Genomic DNA, 21,218 nt, shown 5'->3' with positions numbered 1-21,218 from the left:
CGCGATGTGACCCCGCGGCGGGCCTTTTTGTCAATACCCGTGTCAATAGCCGGAAAGGCCGCCGAGAGCCGGCAGCACCTCCGATCCGACCGCCTCGATGAGCTCGGTGGGCGGGTCGTAGGAGCCCACGTGCTGGAGGAAGACCCCGGACACCCCGGCGTCGTGCAGGGCCGTGAGCCGTTCGGCTATCTGCGCGGCGGTGCCGAACAGACAGAATTCCCGGGCGAACCGCACGGCCGCCTCGTCGCTGACCCAGGCCGAACACACGGTGACGGCCGCGTCCCAGTCCTCGGCGTGCACCAGATCCGGGTAGACCCCCTCCACCGTGGCGGGAACGTCCACCTCTATTCCCGCGAGGGCGAGGAAGGGCGCCCCGCCGTTCTGCGCGATCGACGCGCAGATCGGTTTGATCAGCCGCGCCTCGGCCTCGACGTCGTCGGTCACCGCGCAGAACGCGGACACCGTCAGCGGTACCGCGCCAGGCCCCCGGCCCACGGCCTCGGCGCCTTCGCGCACCCGGGCGGCGGCCCCGGCCAGGGTCCTCGGGGACACCCCGCTGAGCAGGATGGCGCCGTCGGCGATCTCGCCCGCCAGCCGCAGGTTCTTCGGCCCGCTCGCCGCGAGGTGGATCGGGATCCGCGGCCCGGGGTCGCGCAGCCGGGAGTGGACACCGCCGCCGAAGTCCCACTCCCGCCCGTCCAGCAGCGTCCGCAGCATGCCCACGCCTTCGCGCATCGCCGCCGAGGTGGTCTGCCGCAGGTTGACTGGGCCGACCGAGCTGTTGCCCACGCCGAGGCCGAGGGTGAACCGGCCGGGTGCCAGCTCCGCAACGCTGCGCGCGGCCGACGCCACGACGGCCGGATGGCGGGTCGCCACATTGGTGACCGCGGTCCCCAGGCCGATGCGCTCGGTGGCGAGCGCCGCGGCGGTCAGGGTGGTGAACACGTCCCGCCACAGCAGCTGGGAGTCGGGAAACCGCACCTGGTCGAAGCCCAGCTCCTCGGCCCGTCGCACGGTCCGGGCCACCCGGTCCGCCCGGTCGCACGGCGGTACCCGGATCCCGATGCGCGGCCGCGTCGCCGGGGCGCTCATGCCCGCCCCTCGGCCAGGTCCAGCGCCACGTCCGTGATCATGTCTTCCTGGCCGCCGACCATGCCGCGCCGGCCGACCTCGACGAGGATGCTGCGCGTGTCCAGGCCGTAGCGGGCCGCCGCCGTCTCGGCGTGGCGCAGAAAGCTGGAGTACACGCCCGCGTAGCCGAGGCTCAGGGTCTCCCGGTCCACCCGCACCGGCCGGTCCTGGAGCGGCCGTACCAGGTCGTCGGCGGCGTCCATCAGCGGGAACAGATCGCAGCCGTGGGACCACCCCAGCAGATCGGCCACCGCGATGAAGGCCTCCAGCGGGCAGTTTCCGGCGCCCGCGCCCTGCCCGGCCAGCGAGGCGTCGACGCGGGTGACGCCGTTCTCCACGGCGACCACGCTGTTGGCCACGCCGAGCCCCAGATTGTGGTGGGCGTGGATGCCCAGTTCCGTGTCGGGCGAGAGGACGTCGCGGTAGGCGCGGAAGCGGTCGCGCACCCCGTCCATGGTGAGCCGTCCGCCGGAGTCGGTGACGTACACGCAGTGGGCGCCGTAGGACTCCATCAGCTTGGCCTGCCGGGCGAGTTCGGCGGGCTCGGCCATGTGGGACATCATGAGGAAGCCCGCGACGTCCATGCCCAGCTCGCGGGCGGCGGAGATGTGCTGGGCGGAGATGTCGGCCTCGGTGCAGTGGGTCGCGATGCGCACCGAGCGGATGCCCATCGCGTGGGCCCGCATCAGGTCGCGCACGGTGCCGATGCCCGGCAGCAGGAGGGTGGTGGGGACGGCGTGGCGGACGGCGTCGGTGACCGCCTCGATCCACTCCCAGTCGGTGTGCGCGCCGACGCCGTAGTTGACGCTGGACCCGGACAGGCCGTCGCCGTGGGCGATCTCGATGGCGCCGACGCGGGCGGCGTCGAGGGCGGCGGCGATGGAGCGGGCCTGGCCTGTGGTGTAGCGGTGCCGCAGGGCGTGCATGCCGTCCCGCAGGGTGACGTCCTGGATGTACAGGGAGGCCTCTGGCGTGGTCACTTGGCTGCCTCCATGGTCCGGTGTGCGGCCAGGCGCTCCGCGGTGCGCAGCGCGGCCGAGGTCATGATGTCGAGGTTGCCCGCGTAGGCCGGGAGGTAGTGGGCGGCGCCCTCGACCTCCAGGAACACCGACACCTTCGCCGCGCCGCGGCGCGCGCCGACGGGGACGAGAGTGCGCAGCGGGTCGTCGTCGGCGATCCGGTCGAACTGCACCTTCTGCTTGAGGCGGTAGCCCGGGACATAGGTCCGGACGCGCTCCACCATGGCCTCGATCGAGGCGGTGACCGCCGCGTCGTCGCACTCCGAGACCAGACAGTGCACGGTGTCCCGCATGATCAGCGGCGGTTCGGCCGGATTGAGGACGATGATGGCCTTGCCCCGGCCCGCCCCGCCGACCTGCTCGATGGCGGAGGCGGTGGTCTCGGTGAACTCGTCGATGTTGGCCCGGGTGCCCGGACCGGCCGAGCGGGAGGCGATGGAGGCGACGATCTCCCCGTAGTGCACGGGGGTGACGGCCGAGACGGCGGCGACGACCGGGATGGTGGCCTGTCCGCCGCAGGTCACCATGTTGACGTTGGAGCTGTCCAGATGGGCGTCGAGGTTCACCGGCGGCACCACGTACGGGCCGATGGCGGCCGGGGTGAGGTCGACCACCGTACGGCCGAGGGCGCGCAGCACCTCGTCGTGGCGGCGGTGGGCACCCGCCGAGGTGGCGTCGAAGACGATCCGCACATCGGCGAACTCGTCCAGCGCGACCAGCCCGTCCACGCCCTCGTGCGTCGTGGCCACCTTCAGGCGGCGGGCGCGCGCGAGGCCGTCGGAGTCCGGGTCGATGCCCGCCATCGCCGCCATCTCCAGGCTGCCGGACAGCCGCAGCACTTTGATCATGAGATCGGTGCCGATGTTGCCGGAGCCGATGACGGCGACCTTGGTACGGGTGCTCATGCCCTACTCTCCCTCCGTCGCGAACTCGACCGTGACCCGGCCCAGTTGACTGATGTGTGCCTCGAACCGCTCTCCGGGGGCCGCGGCCACCATCGGGCCCAGCGCCCCGGTCAGCAGGATCTCCCCGGCGCGCAGCGGATCGCCCTGGGCGGCGACGGCCGAGGCGAGCCAGGCCGCGGCGTTCAGCGGGCTGCCGAGGCAGTCGGCGCCGGTGCCCTCCGAGACCGTCCGGCCGTCGCGGGTCATCGTCATGCGCACCCCGCGCACATCGAGCCCGCTCAGCGGCACGGGGGTGCCGCCGAGCACGTACAGCCCGCAGGAGGCGTTGTCGGCGACGGTGTCCACGATGCCGATGTTCCACTCGGCGATACGGCTGTCCACGATCTCCAGCGCGGGCAGCGCGAACTCGGTCGCGCGCAGCACGTCGGCCACGGTGCAGTCGCGGTGCGGCAGATCGGCGCCGAGGACGAGCGCCACCTCCGCCTCCACCTTGGGCTGGAGCAGCCGCCCGGCCGCCACCACACCGCCCTCCGGGACCGCCATGTCGGCGAACAGCGTCCCGAAGTCCGGCTGGTCCACGCCCAGTTGGGTCTGGACGGCGGGCGAGGTCAGGCCGATCTTACGGCCCGCGATCCGCCGCCCGGCGGCCACGCCGCGCTCGACGTTCACCCGCTGCACCGCGTACGCGGCCCCGATGTCGCCGTCGGCGAGGTACGTGCGCACCGGCGGGCACACCACACCGGTGCGGGTGGCCTCCAGCAGGGTGTCGGCCGCCTTGGACACCTCCGGGGGAAGTCCCTGTCCGGTCATGAGGCGGCTCCCGCGACGAGCGGGGTGTCGACGCCGACGGGGCCGAGGCCGGTGGCGCCGCCCGGGGTGCCCAGCGGCTCCGTACGGCCGGGCAGCGGCTCGGTGAAGAAGCGGCGGTTGTCCTCGCGGTGCTCGGGCCCCGCCAGCCGGTCCACCGCGATCGCCTGCTCGGGGCAGGCGGTTTCGCAGGCGCCGCAGTCGATGCACTCCACCGGGTTGATGTAGAGCTTGCGTTCGCCCTCGTAGATGCAATCGACCGGGCATTCCTCCATGCAGGAGCGGTCCATGATGTCGACGCAGGCCGGGCCGATGACGTAGGCCATGTCAGTTCTCCTTCTCTGTGGAATGCCCGGGGAACAGCATTGCCTCCGGATCGATCACGGTGGCCGCGTTGTTCACGGCGGTGGCGACCTCGCCGAAGCCCACGGCGATCAGCCGCACCTTGCCGGGGTAGTCGGTGATGTCCCCGGCGGCGAACACCCGCGGCAGGCTGGTGGCCATCCGGGTGTCCACGGCGATCCGCCGGGCCTGAAGCTCCAGTCCCCAGTTCTGGAGCGGTCCCAGATCCGCGGTGAAGCCGAGCGCGGCGACGACGGTCTGCGCCGGGAGGGTCCGGGTGTCCTTGGTGAGGCGATGGCGGATCGTCACCTTTTCGAGGTCATCCGCGCCGTGCAGCCCGGTCACCTCGGTGTCGGTGATGATCTCGATGCCGAGGGATCGCACCTTCTCCACGGTCGCGCCATGGGCCCGGAACCGGTCCCGGCGGTGCACCAGTTTGACGGACCGGGCCAGGGGAGCGAGGGTCGCCGCCCAGTCGAAGGCGCTGTCCCCGCCACCGACGATCACGATGTCGTGACCGGTGTGCACGGACGGATCCGGTACGAAGTACACCTGCCCGCGGCCGAGGTAGTCCTCGCCCGCCGGCAGCGGCCGGGGAGTGAACGTCCCGACCCCTCCGGTGATCACGACGGCTCCGGCCCGGACCGTGGTCCCCGTGTCGCTGCGCACCACGGGGTGGCCGTCCTCGTCGCGGGACAGCTCGACCGCCCGCTGACCGAGGAGATAGACCGGGCCGTACGGCTCCGCCTGGGCCACCAGGCCGTCCACCAGATCGCGGCCGCGCACCGAGGGGAAACCGGCGATGTCGAAGATGGGCTTCTCGGGGTACATCGCGCTGATCTGGCCGCCGCACTGGGGGAGGACGTCCATGACCGCCACGCGCAGCCCGCGGAACCCCGCGTAATACGCGCCGTAGAGTCCCGACGGACCGGCGCCGATGATGAGGATGTCGGTGTCCACCACGTCCGCTGCGGACGTGGTGGCCGGAACATCGGTAAGAACGCTCATGAGCCGGGAGCGTAGGGACCGCCGTGGCCGGGCCCAATGAAACCGTTCCGTCTGGCGGGACACCTCGCTTCGGCGGAGGTGCCCGCCCTGGGAACGTGGCGCCACCACAGGGAAATCCCGCGCGGGAGGTCATGACCCATGAACCCGGACAACAGCAGAGCGGGGCGGCTGCTCGTCGCCTGTACGGCGCTCCTCCTCGTCCCCGCCTGCATGGCGGGGACGATGGACTCCGACGCGGGGGAGGTGAAGGGCGGGCCCACGGTGCGCGTCGCCCTCGGCGTGGACGCCTCGTACGCGCCCTTCTACCTGGCGAAGGAGCGGGGGATGTTCGCCAAGGCGGGCGTGAACGTCGAGCTGATGCGGACCGAGGGCGGCCCCACGGCGGGCCAGGCGGTCACGGCGGGCACCGCACAGCTGGCGGCCAACGCCGACTCCACCGCGCTGTCCCTGATGGCGGGCGATCCGGGCCTGCGGGCGCTCGGTGTCTTCCAGTCCTCCGGCCGCTATCTCAAGGTCGTCATGCGCGATGGCATCACCTCCCCGCGGCAGATCAAGACCATGGCGTCCATCCAGGGCCTCGGCCTGTACGCGACCCACGCGTATCTGCGCCGCCACGGCATCGACCCCGCGTCCGTGAAGATCCATCAGAGTTCCCCGCCCGAGATGCCGGGGCTGCTCCAGCGCGGCTCCATCGACGCCTATGTGCTCTACGAGCCGTGGGCCGCCAAGGGCGCCCAGTCGGGCGGCCACATCGCGGGCCACAGCGGCGACTTCGGGGTGACCTATGTGCAGTGGCTGCTGGCGGAAGACCGCTGGCTGAAGAACAACCAGGAGGTCGCGGCCAAGGTCTTCAAGGTCCTCGCCGAGGCGGACCGGATGGTGACCCGCGATCCCGCCGCCGCGGCGGAGGCCACCCACCAGCAGGTGAAGCTGTCCGCCGCGCAGACGCGGAAGGTGCTCCCGGAGATCACCTTCCGCGTCCGCGGACTGACCGGCGCCGACGTCAAGCAGTCCGCCAAGATCACTGGCTTTCTCACCGGGCAGAAGCTCATCAAGAAGTCGCCCGATCTGGACCGCGCCCTGATGAAGGGCTGGTACGAGCGGTACGCCGGTTAGGGGGTGTCGGGGCGGGTCAGCTCGACCGTGCCCGTCACACACGCGGTGCCGTCGTCCTTGAAGACGGACACGTCCAGCGAGACGCGCTGTCCCCCGGCGGCGGGTTCGACCGCGGCGACCGTCGCGGTCCAGGTGAGCGGTTCACCGGCCACGGCGGTCGCCCGGTTGCGCCAGCTCACCCCCTCCAGCCGGGCGTCCGGCCCCGACCAGTCGAGGGCGTACCGGACAAGCACCTCGCCGTGCAGGGTGGACTGCACGACCACATCGGGAAACCCCTCCGAGGCGGCGAACTCCCCGTCGTAGTGGATGCGGTGGGCATTCCAGGACACGGCGCTGAACCGGAACAGCTGCACCCTGCTGTGGGCGTAGCGGCGTGGCGGGCAGACCTGCCCGGCGGCGGGGGTGTTCACGCGGCGACCTCCCTCGGAGCCGTTTCTCCGTCCAGCACGACGATCGTCTCGTCCACGGCCATCAGCTCCCTCCCGTCCTCCGAGGTGAACCGGGTGGTCACGCCCAGCAGGACGAACGCCCCCGAGCGGCCCCCCTTGCGGTCCGCCGAGGTCACCGCCCGGGACGCGGTGATCCGCGCGCCCGCCACCGGGACCCGGCCGAGCCGCACCGACTGGCCTCCGTGCACCTGACGCACCGGCAGGCCCTGGGTACACGGGGACTCCCTGGCGGCCAGGCCGTCCGGGCGCAGGTCGTCCTCGGCCGGACCGTCCTCCCAGCTCATCATCGCCGCGAGGAACAGCGGGGGAGCCTCGACGGGCTCCCCGGCCGCCTCCCGGGCGCGGGCCCGGGCCACGTACGCGTCATCGCCCACGGCCGCCGCGTACCGGCAGAACTCCTTGACCGTCAGCACACCGCAGTCCTCGGACTCCCACCGGCCGATCAGCGTCCGGGCCCGCGCCACCACCTCCTCCAGCGCCGTCACAGGGCGGCTCGCAGCGCCCGGCTGATCCCCAGACCCGCGGTGCGCAGCGCGCCCATGTGGGTGTTGGCGTCGAAGCGGTACGTGGGCGCGGTGATCGACAGCGCGCCCGCCAGCGAACCCCCGCGGGCGAACACCGGCACGGCCATGCTCAGATAGCCCAGCCGGATCTCCTCCGCCTCCGTCGCGATGCCCTGCTCCCGGACCCGCTCCAGCTGGCACAGCAGCCGCGCGGGCGAGGTGATCGTGTAGCGGGTGAAGGGCTTCAGCCCGTTGCCGATCACCTCACCGGCCAGGGACTTCGGCGAAAAGGCCAGGATCGCCTTGCCGGTGGCGGTGCAGTACAGCGGAAGCCGCCCCGCCACCCGCGACTCCTCGCTCAGCCCGCGATGCGGGAGGATCTTCTCCAGGTACACCACGTCGAGGCCGTCGTGGATCGCGAAGTGGATGGTCTCCCGGGTGGCCAGCAGCAGATCCTCCATGTACGGCTGCGCCACCTCGCGCAGGATCCGCTGCCGGTGCACCCGCTGGCCGATCTCGAACAGGCGCAGGCCCAGCCGGTAGTCGCAGCCCGCCCGTTCCAGGAGCCCCCAGACGACCAGCTCCTGCGCGAGCCGGTGCACGGTGGCTTTCGCCACGCCCGTACGGCGCACCAGATCGGCGAGGGAGAGGGTGTCGTCGTCGGCGGTGAACGCCTCCAGGATCGGACGCACCTTGCCCAGGACGGAGTTCATCGAGTCGGAGGACGGCGGCGCTGCCGCGTGGTCGAGCGGGACGACGGTCATGCCGGGCACCCCCTCATCGCGACGCTTCGTCGAGGAAGTCCAGGCTGAGCGGGTTGTAGAGCTCCGCCTTCTCGTGCTGCGGCCAGTGCCCGCACTCGTTGAAGATCTCCAGGCGGGCCCCGGGGATCGCCTCGGTGATGGCCTCGGCCTCCGGCACGGCCCCGAACGGGTTCTTGTTGCCCCACACCACCAGGGTCGGCGCCTTGATCCTCGCCATCCGGTCAGGCCGCAGCAGATTGCGCTCGCGCCGCTCGACCTCCTGGAGCGCCAGCAGGTTGTCCACGTTGGCCTGGAAGTCGGGGTGGTGGTAGATCTCGTAGCGGACCTGGGTCAGCTCCTCGCCCAGCTCCTCGTCCCAGTTCGCCCACAGCAGCTCCAGCCGCTTCCGGGTGTCGGAGACGTCGTCGTTCAGGACGGCATTGCGGGTCGAGGTCTTCAGCCGCTCCATCACCTCCGGGTTGACCTTGGTGCCGCCCATGCACAGCAGCTGGAGCGAGGCCACCCGGTCCGGGTGCTCGCTCGCCAGCCAGGAGCCCACCCAGCCGCCCAGCGACTCACCGACCAGATGCGCGCGCTGCGCCCCCACCGCGTCGAGGTAGGCGATCAGGTGGTCGACGTAGGCGGGGATCTCCGCGGGGTGGTCCGGCTTGCCGGTGTAGCCGTGGCCGAGCATGTCGATGGCGTGGCAGCGGTAGCCCCGCTCGACGTACGCGGGGATGTTCCGCACGAACGCCTCCAGGTGGCCCGTCGTGCCGTGCAGGAACACCACGTGCTCGCCGTCCTCGGGACCCGCCTGGAGGGCCCGGGTGGTGATGTCGCCGGTCTGCACATAGGCGTGCCGGTAGTCGATGCCCGACAGTTCCGTCCAGATGCTCATGGCTGCCTTTCGCTGGTGTGGTGGTGCGTGGGATCGAGGACGGCGACGCCCATGCCGGTGAGCCATTCCGGCAGGGATTCGTAGGACAGCCGCCGTCCGGGGGCGTGGCCGAGCAGGGCCGCCATGAGCAGCCAGGTGCGCACCTCCTGGGCGCCGTTGCCCGCCACTTTCTCCAGTTCCTCGGTGGTGTACCGGGCCACTTCGTGGGTCCGGCCGTTTTCGACCAGGCTCAGGAACTCCTCGTCGAAGTCCTCGTTGATGGCGGACTCGGCGGCCCGGATGATCTCGCGGCGCCTGACGTCGTAGTCCTTCCAGTGGTCGCGGCCGTTCAGCCACGCGCCCACCATGAACTCCTCGTCGTCGCCGTGCGGATCGCGCCAGTCCGGCCACGGCAACCGGTGCGACAGACCGCCGGAGCCGATCACAGCCACCCGGCGGCCCTCGGGGAACGCCAGCACCGCGTCCCGGATGGCCCGGCCCAGCTGCTCGCAGCGTTCGAGCGTGGGCAGCGGATGGGCGAACACGTTGACCACGAGCGGCACGATCTCCACGTCCAGCCCGTCGAGCAGATACTGGATCGCATGCGACTGGCCGTGGTCGATCTGCAATTTGGCCGAGTACGCCAGGTCGAACCGGCCGCCCTCGACCAGGGTGTTCGCGATGTGCCGGGCGAGCGGCACGTCCACCGGCTGCGGACCCTCGGGGGTGCCGGACTCACCGCTGGCCACGCACTCGCCCACGCCGATGGTGAAGCTGGGGATGAGGTCCAGCCAGAAGCCGCGGAAGTGGTTGGAGCCCACCAGGATCACGGTGTCGGGCCGGGCCGCCGCGATCTCGTCGCGCGCCTCCCGCAGCGCGTCGCGGAACCGCTCGGCGCGGTCCTTGTGGAAGGTCTCCTCCCAGTGGGTGTTCATGAGCGTGCTGTGCGACGCGCCCACGCCCAGGACGATGTCGGTCATGACGGTTCTCCTTCCACCTCGTCGCGGGTGCGGGTGACGGTGTCGACGGCGGTACGGACCAGGTGGCGGGTCAGCCGCTCCATGGCCCGCACGTCGACGGTGTTCATCCCCATGGAGAAGTCGATCTCGAAGGGGGCGTCGGTGACCTTCGGCATGCCGACGCGCACCGTGGGCACGCCCCGGCCGCGCAGGATGTTGGCGTCGGTGGCACCGCTGTTGCCGCGGATCACCTCGTGCGGACGGTCCTCCAGCGCCTCCCAGCCCGCGATCGCGCTGCGGCACACCCAGCTGTCCGGATCGGTCCGGGTCCCGGGGATGGCGAGGATCATCTCGGCGGTGACATCGATCCCGGTGTCCTCCCGGATCGCGTCGACCGCGGCCAGGAACTCCCGCTTCGCCCGCATCGGGGTCGTGTCCGGGCCGATCCGCAGATCCACCCTGAGCGTGCAGGCCGCCGGGGTCGTGGCCGCCATGCGCGGCCAACCGCCGCGCACCGAGGCCACCACGCCCTGCGGTGCCACGGTGCCACCGGTGTGGCGGAGCGCGTACTTCTCGAACCACTCCTCCAGGCGCAGCGCGACCGTGCCCGCGTTCGCGATGGCGTTGTCGTACGGCAGGCGGTGGCGCGACCCCACATAGGTGTGCAGGCCGGGCACGGTGACCTCGAACCACACGAGCCCGACCTCGTCCCAGGACACCGTCCAGCCGGGCTTGGCGATCACCGCGTAGTCGGTCCACACCCCCTGCTCCAGCAGGAACGAACAGCCCACGCCCTGGCCGGTGTTGTACCGGACGCCGCCGGGCCGGGCGTTGGTGGGCATGCCGCCCGCGCCGAACGCCGCGACGAGATCGCCGGTGAGCGGGACACCGGACCGGCGGATGGCCTCGGCGGCCATCATCACGCACGCGGCGTGGCCCTTCGGGTTGGACGCCCCGAGCCCGGTCACCAGGTCGCCGTGGACGGTGGCGCGCGGCCGCATGTCGGGGCGCAGCTCGGGGCCGATCCAGGGGACGTCCTCGCTCTCCTCGCCCACCGTGAGGGTGTCGATGGGCGCGTAGAGCATGAGGTCGGGTCCGGTGCCGTCGCCGGTGAGCCGGGCCCAGGCGTTGGCCTGCCGGTCGTCGACCGGCTGCACCCGGGCGTCGCATCCGGCGGCGCCGAGGGTCTCGGCGATGTGTGCGGCGAGCGGTCCCTCGTCGCCCGTCGGGCTCGGGACGTCGACGAGCCCGATGATCAGCTCGCGCAGCCGGTCGGCGGTGATGTGGCGCCACGCGTCGGTGACCCAGGCGCCGCGTCGCTCGTCCAGCCCGGTCAGGCCCGCCGGTCCGCCGCCGGTCACTGGTTGATCCTGTGGACCTGGGTCATGGTGGTGCGCGCGATGCGCTTCCTGGCCAGCGGGAGGCTCACGGCGATCGCGGCCCCGGCCAGCAGGGTGAGCAGGGTACGGCCCATGGTCATGCCTTCTTGTCGCGGGTGGAGTGGGGTGTTTCGGGGGCGTCGGCGCCGACCGCGGCCAGCTTCTTGCCGTACTCCTCCTCGCTGAGGTTCCGCCAGGAGGTCAGCGAGACATCGGGGCGGTAGAGCTTCTCCGGGGGCGCGTCGGTGACGTCGACCATCCAGGCGTCCTGGCCGGAGAACTGGCCGTGGAACAGCCAGCGGACGGCGCCCAGGTACTTGGCGTAGAAGCCGAGCGTCTTCCATCCCTCGGTGAAGTTGACCATCACGCCCACGTAGCGGTGGTTGTCGTCGTCCACCGGGACGTAGAACTCGTAGTGGATGAACTTCGGGTAGGCGATGCGCAGGACACCCGGCATCGACAGGGACGCGAAGCCGGGGAACTCCTGCGCCTCGATCGTCGGGTTGATCTTGTCGGCCTTGCCGGTGTTGCCGATGTTGAAGGTTTCCTTCGGCGGCTGCATCTTCCACCAGCGCTTGTTGGACCAGTGGCCCACGCCGGGGTAGTCGGCCTCCCAGTGGACCTCGTCCTGCACCCGGAAGATCCAGCGCCCCTTGGGCACGATCCGGGTGATGTTCCAGGTGGGCATGGGCTTGAACAGGCGCCACAGGGCCGTCCGGTGCAGATACTTCGCGTGGCCCTCGTCGAAGCCGTTCTCGCAGGCGAAGCGCCAGTTGCCACCGCGCGGCTCGATCCGGCCCCCCATCACGAAGCCGTTGCCGACGAGTTCCTCGGGCAGCTGCGAGTCGATCGGGTGCGGCTCCTCGTCGGCGATCGGGATGTACACCCACACCATGCCGAGGCGCTCTTCCACCGGGTACGTCCGCACCCCGACCTTGCCGGTCAGCCGGCAGCCGGGCCCGTCGGTGATGACCGCGGACAGCTTGCCGGTGGGCAGATCGAACGTCCACCCGTGGTACGGGCAGCTCACGGTGCCCGGAAACTGCTGGTCACCCTCCGAGAGCGGCACCCCGCGGTGCGGACAGCGATTGTGCAGGGCGTACGCCGTGCCGCCGTCCCGGATCAGCGTGATCTTCTCGCCGCAGAGGGTGAACGGGAGCGGCTTGCCGGTGATGTGGCTGGACCAGGTGACCGGGTACCAGTACCCGCGGAAGCCCGACCCCGCCGCATCGTAATGGGGCCAGGAGGCCCAGTCCTGGCGGCCGGGTTCCCCCGCTGTTCTGCCGCGGCCCCGGCCGGTGTTCTTGGTATCGGGCGAGCCCTCGACCGTCATCGTGCGTGTCCTCCCGCTGCCGTACGAACCATGGCACCGAGAATGCGCGGCCGCGCCGGGTCTGCCTACGGACTCGTCCCGCTCAGCAGAACGCCCGGTGTCGCGGGAGCCGCGCGGCCACCCGGCGAGAGATCCCCCTGAAAGGGCGCCGGACCGCGGCGTCCCGCTCAGCGGAACCCCCTCCATGCGCGGGCGCGCCGCCGCGGTCTACCGTGCGCGCACTCGGCGAAGGGACCACGATGACGAAGACCATCGCAACCCCCCGGCCCCCGGACGGCTCGGCCCCCGGTGGTGGCGGAACTCGCGGTGCGGCCCTGTCCGCCACCGGGGTGGGCATCCGGTTCGGCTCCTTCGAGGCCGTACGGGACATCTCGCTCGACATCGCCGCCGGTGAGTTCCTCTGCCTGCTCGGACCGAGCGGCTGCGGCAAGTCCACCCTGCTGTCCGCCATGGCCGGGTTCGTGCCGGTGGCCGCGGGCGGCCTCACCGTCGACGGCACCCCGATCACCGGCCCCGACCCCGACCTCGGCATGGTCTTCCAGAGCAGCGAGGCCCTGTTCGACTGGATGACCGTGCGCCAGAACGTGGCCTTCGGCCCGCGGATGCGCGGACGGTCCCGGGCGGACCGTGCCGAACTGGCCGACACCTACCTCGGCCTGGTGGGGCTGCGCCACTGCGCCGACCGGTTTCCCGGCCAGCTCTCCGGCGGCATGCGCCAGCGGGTGCAGATCGCCCGGGTGCTGGCGGGCGAGCCGCGCGTGGTGCTGATGGACGAGCCGTTCGGCGCGCTCGACGCCCAGACCCGCCAGGTGATGCAGGACGAGATGGGCCGCATCTGGAAGGCCTCGGGATGCACCGTCGTCTTCGTCACCCATGACATCGACGAGGCGATCCTGCTGGCCGACCGGATCGCGGTGATGACCGCGGGCCCGGCCGCCTCGGTCAAGGCCGTCTACCCGGTCGACCTGCCCCGGCCCCGCGACGAGACGGATCCGGCCGCGGTCGAACTCCGCCGCGCCCTGCGGGAGGACATCGGCGAAGAAGTGCGCAAGGCCCTGCGCGACCAGGGACTCGACCTCGAGGGAGACACGATGACCGAGGAGACGCGATGACCACCGCCACGGCCGACACCTCCGCCACCCCGCGCCCCGGGAGACACCCCGGGGCGCGCCCCGGTCGCGCCACCGCCGGACGGCTGCGCGCGGCCGGGCTGTACACGGTGTCGGTCCTCGCCGGTGTCGCCGTCTGGCAGCTGCTGGCGGTGACGTACGGCTCCGCCCTGGTCGCCTCCCCGAGCGAGACCCTGTCGGCGGCCAGGGAGCTGGCTGCCGACGGCACCCTGTTCAACTCGGTCGTCGCCTCCGGCCGCCGCATCCTGATCGGCTGGGGCCTCGGCCTCGCCGTGGGCGTACCGGTCGGCCTGCTGATCGGGCAGATCCCGCTGGTGCGGCATCTGCTCGACCCCTACATCGAGTTCTTCCGCTTCATCCCTCCGGTCGCGTTCGTGACCCTGGCGGTGGTGTGGCTGGGCATCGGCGAATCGTCGAAGGTGGTCCTCATCTTCTACACGTCGGTCTTCATCGTCACCCTGAACACCAGCGCCGGCGTCATGGCCGTGAACGAGTCGAAACTGCGCGCCGCGGCGAGCCTGGGCGCGAGCCGCCGCCAGATCCTGCGCTGCGTCGTGCTGCCCTCGACCGTGCCCCACATCGTCACCGGGGCGCGGCTGGCGATGGGCAACAGCTTTCTGACCATCGTGTCCGCGGAGATCGTTGCCTCCCAGGTCGGCCTGGGATCGTTGATCTGGACCTCCCGCAACTACGGCCGCATCGACTGGGTCTTCGTCGGGATCATCACCCTGGGCATCCTCGGGTTCGTCTACGACCGCGTACTCCGCGTCGTCGCCTCCCGTGCCCTGAGTCGTTATGGAGTGAAACTGTGAGCAGCCAGATGTCCCGCACCCTCGTCCTGGAGCGCTTCGGCACCCTGCCCCGGCTGGCGGAGCGGCCGGTGCCGGAGCGGCAGCCGGGCCAGACGCTCGTACGGGTGCAGGCCGCGCAGGTGGGCCACCTGGACCTGAACATCGTGGACGGCGCGTTCGGCATCCTGCCCGATCTGCCCACCGTGCCCGGCACCACGGGGTGCGGCGTCGTCCTGGCCTCCGACACCCACTCCGAGGGCGCCCTGGTCAAGATCAACGGCAAGGGCCTGGGGATGCGCCGGGACGGCAGCTGGGCCGAGCACGCCGTGGCGCCCGACGCGGCCGTGTCCCCCGTCCCCGAGGGCACCGACCCCGCCCTGGCGTGCAGCTACTTCTCCCCGGCGGGCTCCGCCTGGGCCGCGGTGCACTCGGTCGCCGGGATACAGCCGGGGGAGCGGGTGCTGGTGACCGGCGCGGCGGGCGCGGTCGGCGCCCTCACCGTGCAGGTCGCCGCGCGGGCCGGGGCGGAGGTCATCGGCGTGGTCGGCCGCCCGGCCAAGCTCGCCCACGTCCCGGCCCCCGGCAAGGCGGTCCTGGCCTCGGACCTGTCGCCCGAGGCCGTGGGCGGGCCGGTCGACGCGCTCATCGACACCGTCGGCGGCCCGGTGCTGCGGGACGCCCTCGGGCTGGTCCGCCCGCGCGGCCGGGCCGTGCTGGTCGGCTACACCGCCGGACGGGAGCTGGCCATCGACATCGCGGACTGGCTGCTGGCCGACGTGGCGCTGCTGCCCGTCAACCTGATGTCGCGGGGCAAGGAGGTCGCCGCCGACACCGACGCGATGCTCGGCGACCTGATGTCCGGGGAGCTGACCCTGCCGATCGAGCGCTACACACCCGACCGGCTGGCCGAGGCGGTGGAGCGACTGCGCACCGGAGCCGCGGTGGGCAAGGTGGCGCTCGACCTGTCCTGACCCGCGTACTGACGGGCCGCCCCGGCGGCCCGCTCAGCGGACCGGATCGCTTGGGCGGACCGCCCCGGCCAGCACACCATCGGTGCATGGACCTCATGGACATCCAGGCGCCCCCGGCGGGCGCCTACGCGGAAGCGGACGGCGACACGTACCACTACATCGAGACGGGGCAGGGCAGCCCCACCGTCTTCCTCCACGGGGGCGGCCCCGGGTGCACCGGCTGGTCGGACTTCGGCCAGGTGTCGCGGCTCTTCGCCGCGGACCGCCGGTGCTTCCTGGTGGACATCCTCCAGTACGGCAAGTCCGCGAAGCCGGTCATCAAGGGCCCCATGTGGGACTACCACGCCGCCAAGACCGTGGCGCTGATGGACACCCTCGGCCTGGAGCGCGCCGACTTCGTGTGCAACTCCTGGGGCGGCACCATCGCGCTCAATCTGGCCGCCGTGTACCCCGAGCGGGTCCGGTCCCTCGTCATCACCGGCAGCATGCCCGTCTTCCACGGCCCGCTCGCCCCGCTGCCGGAAGGCGGCCGCCGCGGGCGCAACGCCCGCGACGTGTACTACGGGGGGACCGGCCCGTCGTGGCAGAAGATGCGCGAGCTGATGGCCCGCCTGGAGTGGTACGACCCGGAGGCCATCCCCGACGCCACGGTGACGATGCGCTACGAACAGAGCCTGGACCCGGAGGAGACCGCGCTCGCCGGGGCCTCCGACAACCCGCGCGGCGACTGGCAGGACCTCACCGGCGCGCTCGGCCGCATCCAGGCGCCGACGCTCTTCATGTGGGGCATGTACGACGCCTTCCTCACCCCGGACTATCCGCTGATGCTGGCCCGCATGATCCCCAAGGGCAATCTCCACGTGATGAACGACGTCTCGCACCACCTCCAGGAAGAACGCCCCCACGACTACTACACCGTCGTCTCCGGCTTCCTGAACCAGCAGCACATCTGACAGCACCGAACACGGCTGACACAGCGCGGAGGAAACGTGACCGAGCCTGCCCTGCGGGTCGTCGAACTCACCAGCCCGTTCGCCCGGTTCGCGGGCCGGCTGCTGGTCGGACTGGGCTACGAGGTGGTGCTGGTCGAACCACCCGAAGGCGACGCCACCCGGCGTGAGGAGGGCGGCGACGCGTTCGCCCACTGGCACGCCGGGAAGCGTGTCGTGACCCTCGATGTGGCCGCGCCCGAGGGCGCGGCGGGGCTGCGCCGCCTGCTGGAGGGCGCCGACATCCTGCTCGACGGAACCCCCGGCGGCGCGGAGGCGAGCGCCGACGGCCTCGGCCACCTGGTGCACGTACGCGTCACCCCCTTCGGCCTGACCGGGCCGCGCAGCGGCTGGCACGGCAGCGACCTCGTGGTGGCGGCGCTGGGCGGGATGCTCGCGCAGGTGGGCGACCCGGACGGACCGCCGCTGCGCATGCCCGAGGGGCAGGCGGAACACCTCGCGGGCGTGGGCGCGGCCATCGCCGCCCTGCTCGGGCTGCGGGCCCGGCGGCACGGCCCGGGCCAGCTCGTCGACGTCTCGGCGCAGGCGTGTGTCGCGGCCGCCCTGGAGGCGGGCACCCTGGCCTACCTCCACGAGGACCGGGTTCCGGGCCGCCCGGGACGGGTGCATCCGCTGGTGCCGCACGGGCTGTTCCGGGCCGCCGACGGCTATCTCGGCGGCGGGCTCGGGGGCAGCCCGCGCATGTGGGACGCGCTGCTGGAGTGGCTGCGCGAGGAGGGCGCGGAGGCCGATCTCGCCGAGCCGCGGTGGCAGGACCCGGTGGAGCGCAAGAAGCACCAGGAGCATGTGTTCTCGGTGGTCCAGGACTTCCTGAGCCGCCGGCCCAAGGCCGAGTTCGCGGAGCAGGCCCAGGCCAGGAAGCTGCCCTGGGCGGCCGTCGACCTGCCGCACGAGCTGCCGGACAATCCGCAGCTCGCCGCGCGCGACTTCTTCACCCGGCTGCGGACACCGCAGGGGGAGCGGACCGATCTCGGCTTCCCCTTCGCGTTCCCCGAGGGTTACCGGCCCGGGAAACTCGACGTGCCCGCCCCCGGCGCCGATCAGGGCCTGCTCGACGAGCGCCGCCCGGCCCGCCCGGTGGCCGCCGCCGAGGAGCCGGTGCGCCCCGCGCTGGACGGCGTCCGGGTCCTGGACCTGACGTGGGTGCTGGCCGGTCCGTACTGCACCAAGGTGCTGGCCGACCACGGCGCCGAGGTCATCAAGGTGGAGTCCGCGGGCCGCCCCGACCCCACCCGGTTCGCCCCCTTCATGCACCTCTCGCGGGGCGACCACACCGACCCGAACACCAACGGCTACTTCAACGAGGTCAACCGCAACAAGCAGAGCATCGCCCTCGACACCCGGACCGAGGACGGCATCGCGGTACTCCGCGAACTCATCGCGTCCTGCGATGTCCTGGTCGAGAACTTCAGCTCCACCGTCATGAAGAAGCTGGGCCTCGGCTACGAGGCGCTGCGCGAGATCAACCCGGGCATCGTGTACGTGAGCATGTCCGGGATGGGCCACACCGGGCCGCGCAACGGCTGGGTGTCGTACGCGGACACCGTGTCCGCGAGCAGCGGGCTGACCGGCCTCACCGGCTGGGGACCGGACGACGTGGTCGGTGTGATCTACGGCCACGGCGACATCGTCGCGGGCCTCCAGGCCGCGCTCGCCACCGTGGCCGCGCTGGAACACCGCGACGAGACCGGGCGCGGACAGCACATCGACCTGTCCCAGCTGGAGGCGATCGCGGCGCACATGGGGACCAGCCTCCTCGCCGCGTCGCGCCCGGGGGCGGACGTGGTCCGGCCGATGGGCAACGCCCATCCGCGGTGGAGCCCGCAGGGTGTCTACCGGTGTCTGGGCGCCGACCGGTGGCTGGCCGTCAGCGTCCGGAGCGACGCCGAGTGGGCGGCCGTGTGCGAGGTGATCGGGCGGCCGGAGCTGGCCACCGACGAACGCACCCGCACCGCCGAGGGCCGCCGCCGCGCCGCCGACCTGGTGGACGCCGCGCTCGGCGGATGGGCGCGCGGCATGCCGGCCGACGCCGCGGCCGAACTGCTCCAGGAACGGGGCGTACCGGCCGGAGCCGTGCAGGACGGCCGGGAACTCGTGGAGCACGACCCGCAGTTGCGGGCCCGTGGCTTCTACGTCCACGCCGAACACCCGGTCGCGGGCGGCTTCCTCCACGAGGGCCTGCCGATCCGCCTCACCCGCACCCCCGGCTCCCTCCGCAGCCCCGCGCCCGTGCTGGGCGCCGACACCGACACGGTGCTCCGCGAGGTGGCCGGACTGACACCCGAACGCATCCGGCGGCTGCGCGACGCGGGGGTCCTGCGGTGACCACACCGGGCGCGGCGATGACGCTTCCCGCCCTCCTCGACGCCGCCGCCGAGACCCACGGCGACCGGGTGTTCCTGCGCGTGGACGGGGTGACGCGCAGCTACCGGCAGTCCCGCGAGGCGGCGGCCACGATGGCGGGAGCGCTCGCCGCGCGCGGCTGCCGCCGGGGCGACCGGATCGCCGTCATGTCCGGCAACCGGGTCGAGTTCATCGATCTCATCCTCGGCTGCGCCTGGCTCGGCGCGGTGCTGGTGCCGCTCAACACCGGCCTGCGCGGCGAGGGCCTGCGGAACGTCCTGCGCCAGGCCGAGCCGTCCTTCCTGTTCGCCGAGGAGGAGTTCACCGGTCGCGTCACGGCGGCCGGTTACCGGGGCCCGGTGTGGACCATCGGCGGCGACGGCGCCCCCGCCCCGGGCGCGACGGGGGCGCTCCCGCCCGCGCCGGTGGGACCCGCGGACACCGCCGCCATCCTGTTCACCTCGGGCACCACGGGGGCCGCGCGCGGTGTGCGCTGCCCCCACGCCCAGTCCGTCTGGTGGGGCCGTAACGTCGCGGACTCGCTGCGCCTCACCTCGGACGACATGCTCCACACCTGTCTGCCGCTGTTCCACACCAACGCCCTCAACACCCTCGCGCACGCGATGACCGTGGGCGCCGCGTGCACCCTCGGGCGGCGGTTCTCCGCCGGTGCGTACTGGGGCGAGGTGGCCGAGGCCGGTGCCACCGCCGTGTATCTCCTCGGCGCCATGGTGCCCATGCTGCTGGCACGCCCGCCCGGCCCCGACGACCGCGCGCACCGGGCCTGGCGCGGCCTGTCCCCGGCCACCCCGGGCCCGGCGTACCAGCCGTTCCTGAACCGTTTCGGCGTCACCCTGGTGGACGGGTTCGGCTCCACGGAGACCAATCTCGTCATCGGGTCGACCCCCGCCCACCACCGGCCCGGCTACATCGGCACCGTGCGCGACGGCTTCTCCGCGCGCGTGGTGGACGAACGCCTCGCCCCCGTCGCGGACGGCACACCGGGTGAACTCGTCGTCCGCAGCCACCGGCCGTTCGCCTTCTCCACCGGCTACCTGGGGGACGACGGGCCCCCGCCGCCCGGCTCCTGGCGCCGCACCGGCGACCGGGTGGTCCGGGAACCCGACGGGTGGTTCCGCTTCGTCGACCGGATCAAGGACGTCATCCGGCGCCGCGGCGAGAACATCTCCTCGGCGGAGGTGGAGTCGGCGGTCCGCTCCCATCCCGCGGTGGCCGGGGCCGCGGCCTTCCCGGTGGCATCGGAGCTGGCCGAGGACGAGGTCATGGTGGCGGTGACGGTCCGGCCGGGCCTGGTGCTGGACCCGCCGGACCTGGTGCGCCACTGCGCGGACGAGCTTCCGCCGTTCGCCGTGCCCCGGTACGTCGACATCGTCCCCGAACTGCCGCTCACCGCGACCGGCAAGATCCGCAAGGCCGTGCTCCGCGAGCGCGGGGTCACCGGGCACACCTGGGACCGGACCGCCGGGTGCGGGGCGGCGGCCCGGTCCGGGGTCAGCCGCCCGTCACCCACTCCGTGATGACCTTGGCGTACTCCTCGGGCAGCTGCTCCGGCGCGGGCACGTGTCCGCCGGGAACGACCCGGGTGTCACAGCCGAGCGCCGCGGCGAACTTCTCCAGGCCGGGCAGCGAGTAGTGGTCCCCGTCCGCGCACACCGCGAGCGTCCGCGCGGTGATGTGCGGCAGCCGCGACTCCATCGCATAGCGGCGGACCGCCACATGGCCCTCCTCCACCCGGTCCAGCACCGTCACCGCGTCGATCACATAGCGGTGCAGCGCGGCCTCCTCGCCTTCCCGGTAGAAGCCGCGCCGCCGGTTCCACAGCTCCAGCAGATGGGAACCGTCGGGCCGGGGGTCGACGTGGTCGACCGGCTTGCGCCGGTCGGCGGTGCGCCGCTTCTCGTCGTCCACGAAGGGCGTGGCGGAGAGCAGCAGGCTGGACACGCGGTCCTGGTAGCGCGCGGCCAGCTCCACCGCGATGACACCGCCCGTGTGGTGCCCCACCAGGTGGAAACGCTCCAGGCCCAGCGCCTCGATGAGGGCCCCGGCCGCGTCGGCGAAGCGCTCGATCGTATGGGGCTCCTCGGGTTTCGCGGAGGCGCCGAACCCCAGGGTGTCCATGGCGATTCCCCGGTGCACGGCTCCGACCAGCGGCAGCACGCCCAGGTACTCGGTCCAGGAACGCGGTGTCTGATGGAGCATCAGCACCGGCTCGCCCGTGCCCGATTCGACGTAGTGCAGCTGCCCGAAGGGGCTGGGTACATAGCCGCGCAGCAAGGAGTCCGTCATGTGTGACCTGCCTGTTCCATCGGACGGAAGGGAGCGGGAGGCGCGCGCCGATGGCGAACACTGTGGCGGCCGACCACGCGCGACACCAGGCGGCC

The 21,218-nt window shown here is 72.3% G+C and carries 22 protein-coding genes; 7 read left to right on the top strand and 15 right to left on the bottom strand.

The window, feature by feature from the left end; translation table 11 throughout:
- Positions 1–42: 42 nt before the first annotated feature.
- The 6 genes from EEJ42_RS28440 to EEJ42_RS28415 are packed head-to-tail and all read right to left on the bottom strand — an operon-like array spanning position 43 to position 5,212.
- Positions 43–1,092, bottom strand: a complete 1,050-nt coding sequence (locus tag EEJ42_RS28440; RefSeq protein ID WP_123104340.1) for an LLM class flavin-dependent oxidoreductase — start codon at positions 1,090–1,092, stop codon at positions 43–45.
- On the bottom strand, positions 1,089–2,111 hold the full coding sequence (gene dmpG, locus EEJ42_RS28435) for a 4-hydroxy-2-oxovalerate aldolase (protein WP_123104338.1): 1,023 nt from the start codon (positions 2,109–2,111) through the stop codon (positions 1,089–1,091). Before dmpG ends, EEJ42_RS28440 begins: the two co-directional genes overlap by 4 nt.
- Entirely contained in the window at positions 2,108–3,055 is a 948-nt protein-coding gene (locus tag EEJ42_RS28430; protein WP_123104336.1) for an acetaldehyde dehydrogenase (acetylating), read from the bottom strand. The genes dmpG and EEJ42_RS28430 overlap by 4 nt, the downstream gene beginning before the upstream one ends.
- 3 nt (positions 3,056–3,058) lie before the next feature.
- On the bottom strand, positions 3,059–3,865 hold the full coding sequence (locus EEJ42_RS28425) for a 2-keto-4-pentenoate hydratase (RefSeq protein WP_123104334.1): 807 nt from the start codon (positions 3,863–3,865) through the stop codon (positions 3,059–3,061).
- On the bottom strand, positions 3,862–4,188 hold the full coding sequence (fdxA, locus tag EEJ42_RS28420) for a ferredoxin (RefSeq protein WP_123104332.1): 327 nt from the start codon (positions 4,186–4,188) through the stop codon (positions 3,862–3,864). Before fdxA ends, EEJ42_RS28425 begins: the two co-directional genes overlap by 4 nt.
- Before the next feature lies 1 nt (position 4,189).
- Positions 4,190–5,212 (bottom strand): NAD(P)/FAD-dependent oxidoreductase, encoded by a 1,023-nt coding sequence (locus EEJ42_RS28415; protein WP_123104330.1) that lies wholly within the window; start codon positions 5,210–5,212, stop codon positions 4,190–4,192.
- Positions 5,213–5,350: 138 nt separating this feature from the next.
- On the opposite strand from EEJ42_RS28415, the gene EEJ42_RS28410 reads away from it, so the two are divergent.
- A complete protein-coding gene (locus EEJ42_RS28410) occupies positions 5,351–6,328 on the top strand; it encodes an ABC transporter substrate-binding protein (RefSeq protein ID WP_123104328.1) in 978 nt (325 codons plus the stop codon).
- Here EEJ42_RS28410 and EEJ42_RS28405 read toward each other — a convergent pair.
- From EEJ42_RS28405 to EEJ42_RS28375, 8 genes are read right to left on the bottom strand one after another with little or no spacing between them, the layout of a single operon-like run.
- Positions 6,325–6,738, bottom strand: coding sequence for a hotdog family protein (locus tag EEJ42_RS28405; protein ID WP_123104326.1), 414 nt, complete (start codon positions 6,736–6,738; stop codon positions 6,325–6,327). The two genes, EEJ42_RS28410 and EEJ42_RS28405, sit on opposite strands and share 4 nt — an antisense overlap.
- The gene (locus EEJ42_RS28400) at positions 6,735–7,262 is read right to left on the bottom strand and encodes an FAS1-like dehydratase domain-containing protein (RefSeq protein WP_123104324.1); all 528 of its coding nucleotides are present in this window, start codon (positions 7,260–7,262) and stop codon (positions 6,735–6,737) included. Before EEJ42_RS28400 ends, EEJ42_RS28405 begins: the two co-directional genes overlap by 4 nt.
- Complete coding sequence (locus tag EEJ42_RS28395) at positions 7,259–8,044, bottom strand: IclR family transcriptional regulator (protein ID WP_123104322.1); 786 nt, start codon at positions 8,042–8,044, stop codon at positions 7,259–7,261. Before EEJ42_RS28395 ends, EEJ42_RS28400 begins: the two co-directional genes overlap by 4 nt.
- A gap of 13 nt (positions 8,045–8,057) precedes the next feature.
- Positions 8,058–8,921, bottom strand: a complete 864-nt coding sequence (locus EEJ42_RS28390; protein ID WP_123104320.1) for an alpha/beta fold hydrolase — start codon at positions 8,919–8,921, stop codon at positions 8,058–8,060.
- Positions 8,918–9,880, bottom strand: a complete 963-nt coding sequence (locus EEJ42_RS28385) for a DODA-type extradiol aromatic ring-opening family dioxygenase (protein ID WP_123104318.1) — start codon at positions 9,878–9,880, stop codon at positions 8,918–8,920. Before EEJ42_RS28385 ends, EEJ42_RS28390 begins: the two co-directional genes overlap by 4 nt.
- On the bottom strand, positions 9,877–11,220 hold the full coding sequence (locus tag EEJ42_RS28380) for a M20 family metallopeptidase (RefSeq protein ID WP_123104316.1): 1,344 nt from the start codon (positions 11,218–11,220) through the stop codon (positions 9,877–9,879). Before EEJ42_RS28380 ends, EEJ42_RS28385 begins: the two co-directional genes overlap by 4 nt.
- Positions 11,217–11,339 (bottom strand): hypothetical protein, encoded by a 123-nt coding sequence (locus EEJ42_RS53925; protein ID WP_257232441.1) that lies wholly within the window; start codon positions 11,337–11,339, stop codon positions 11,217–11,219. Before EEJ42_RS53925 ends, EEJ42_RS28380 begins: the two co-directional genes overlap by 4 nt.
- Positions 11,336–12,571 carry an aromatic ring-hydroxylating oxygenase subunit alpha gene (locus tag EEJ42_RS28375; RefSeq protein WP_123104314.1) on the bottom strand — a complete coding sequence of 412 codons (1,236 nt, stop codon included), beginning with the start codon at positions 12,569–12,571 and terminating at the stop codon, positions 11,336–11,338. The genes EEJ42_RS53925 and EEJ42_RS28375 overlap by 4 nt, the downstream gene beginning before the upstream one ends.
- 239 nt (positions 12,572–12,810) lie before the next feature.
- Between EEJ42_RS28375 and EEJ42_RS28370 the strand changes: the two genes are divergently transcribed.
- The 6 genes from EEJ42_RS28370 (at position 12,811) to EEJ42_RS28345 (ending at position 20,354) form a co-directional block, all read left to right on the top strand.
- On the top strand, positions 12,811–13,683 hold the full coding sequence (locus EEJ42_RS28370) for an ABC transporter ATP-binding protein (protein WP_246097448.1): 873 nt from the start codon (positions 12,811–12,813) through the stop codon (positions 13,681–13,683).
- Complete coding sequence (locus tag EEJ42_RS28365) at positions 13,680–14,513, top strand: ABC transporter permease (RefSeq protein WP_123104312.1); 834 nt, start codon at positions 13,680–13,682, stop codon at positions 14,511–14,513. Before EEJ42_RS28370 ends, EEJ42_RS28365 begins: the two co-directional genes overlap by 4 nt.
- A complete protein-coding gene (locus tag EEJ42_RS28360) occupies positions 14,510–15,463 on the top strand; it encodes a quinone oxidoreductase family protein (protein ID WP_123104310.1) in 954 nt (317 codons plus the stop codon). Before EEJ42_RS28365 ends, EEJ42_RS28360 begins: the two co-directional genes overlap by 4 nt.
- Positions 15,464–15,549: 86 nt before the next feature.
- Positions 15,550–16,416 (top strand): alpha/beta fold hydrolase, encoded by an 867-nt coding sequence (locus EEJ42_RS28355; protein ID WP_123104308.1) that lies wholly within the window; start codon positions 15,550–15,552, stop codon positions 16,414–16,416.
- 36 nt (positions 16,417–16,452) lie between these two features.
- Positions 16,453–18,798: a CaiB/BaiF CoA-transferase family protein gene (locus EEJ42_RS28350; RefSeq protein ID WP_123104306.1), complete on the top strand. Its 2,346-nt coding sequence runs from the start codon at positions 16,453–16,455 to the stop codon at positions 18,796–18,798.
- Positions 18,795–20,354, top strand: a complete 1,560-nt coding sequence (locus tag EEJ42_RS28345) for an AMP-binding protein (protein ID WP_246097447.1) — start codon at positions 18,795–18,797, stop codon at positions 20,352–20,354. Before EEJ42_RS28350 ends, EEJ42_RS28345 begins: the two co-directional genes overlap by 4 nt.
- Here the strand turns inward: EEJ42_RS28345 and EEJ42_RS28340 are convergent.
- The gene (locus tag EEJ42_RS28340) at positions 20,329–21,123 is read right to left on the bottom strand and encodes an alpha/beta fold hydrolase (RefSeq protein WP_123104304.1); all 795 of its coding nucleotides are present in this window, start codon (positions 21,121–21,123) and stop codon (positions 20,329–20,331) included. The two genes, EEJ42_RS28345 and EEJ42_RS28340, sit on opposite strands and share 26 nt — an antisense overlap.
- Positions 21,124–21,218 lie beyond the last annotated feature (95 nt).

It is taken from the genome of Streptomyces botrytidirepellens (genome assembly GCF_003721215.1).
Classification (GTDB): domain Bacteria; phylum Actinomycetota; class Actinomycetes; order Streptomycetales; family Streptomycetaceae; genus Streptomyces; species Streptomyces himastatinicus.
This window is presented reverse-complemented; position numbering and strand designations above follow the sequence as displayed.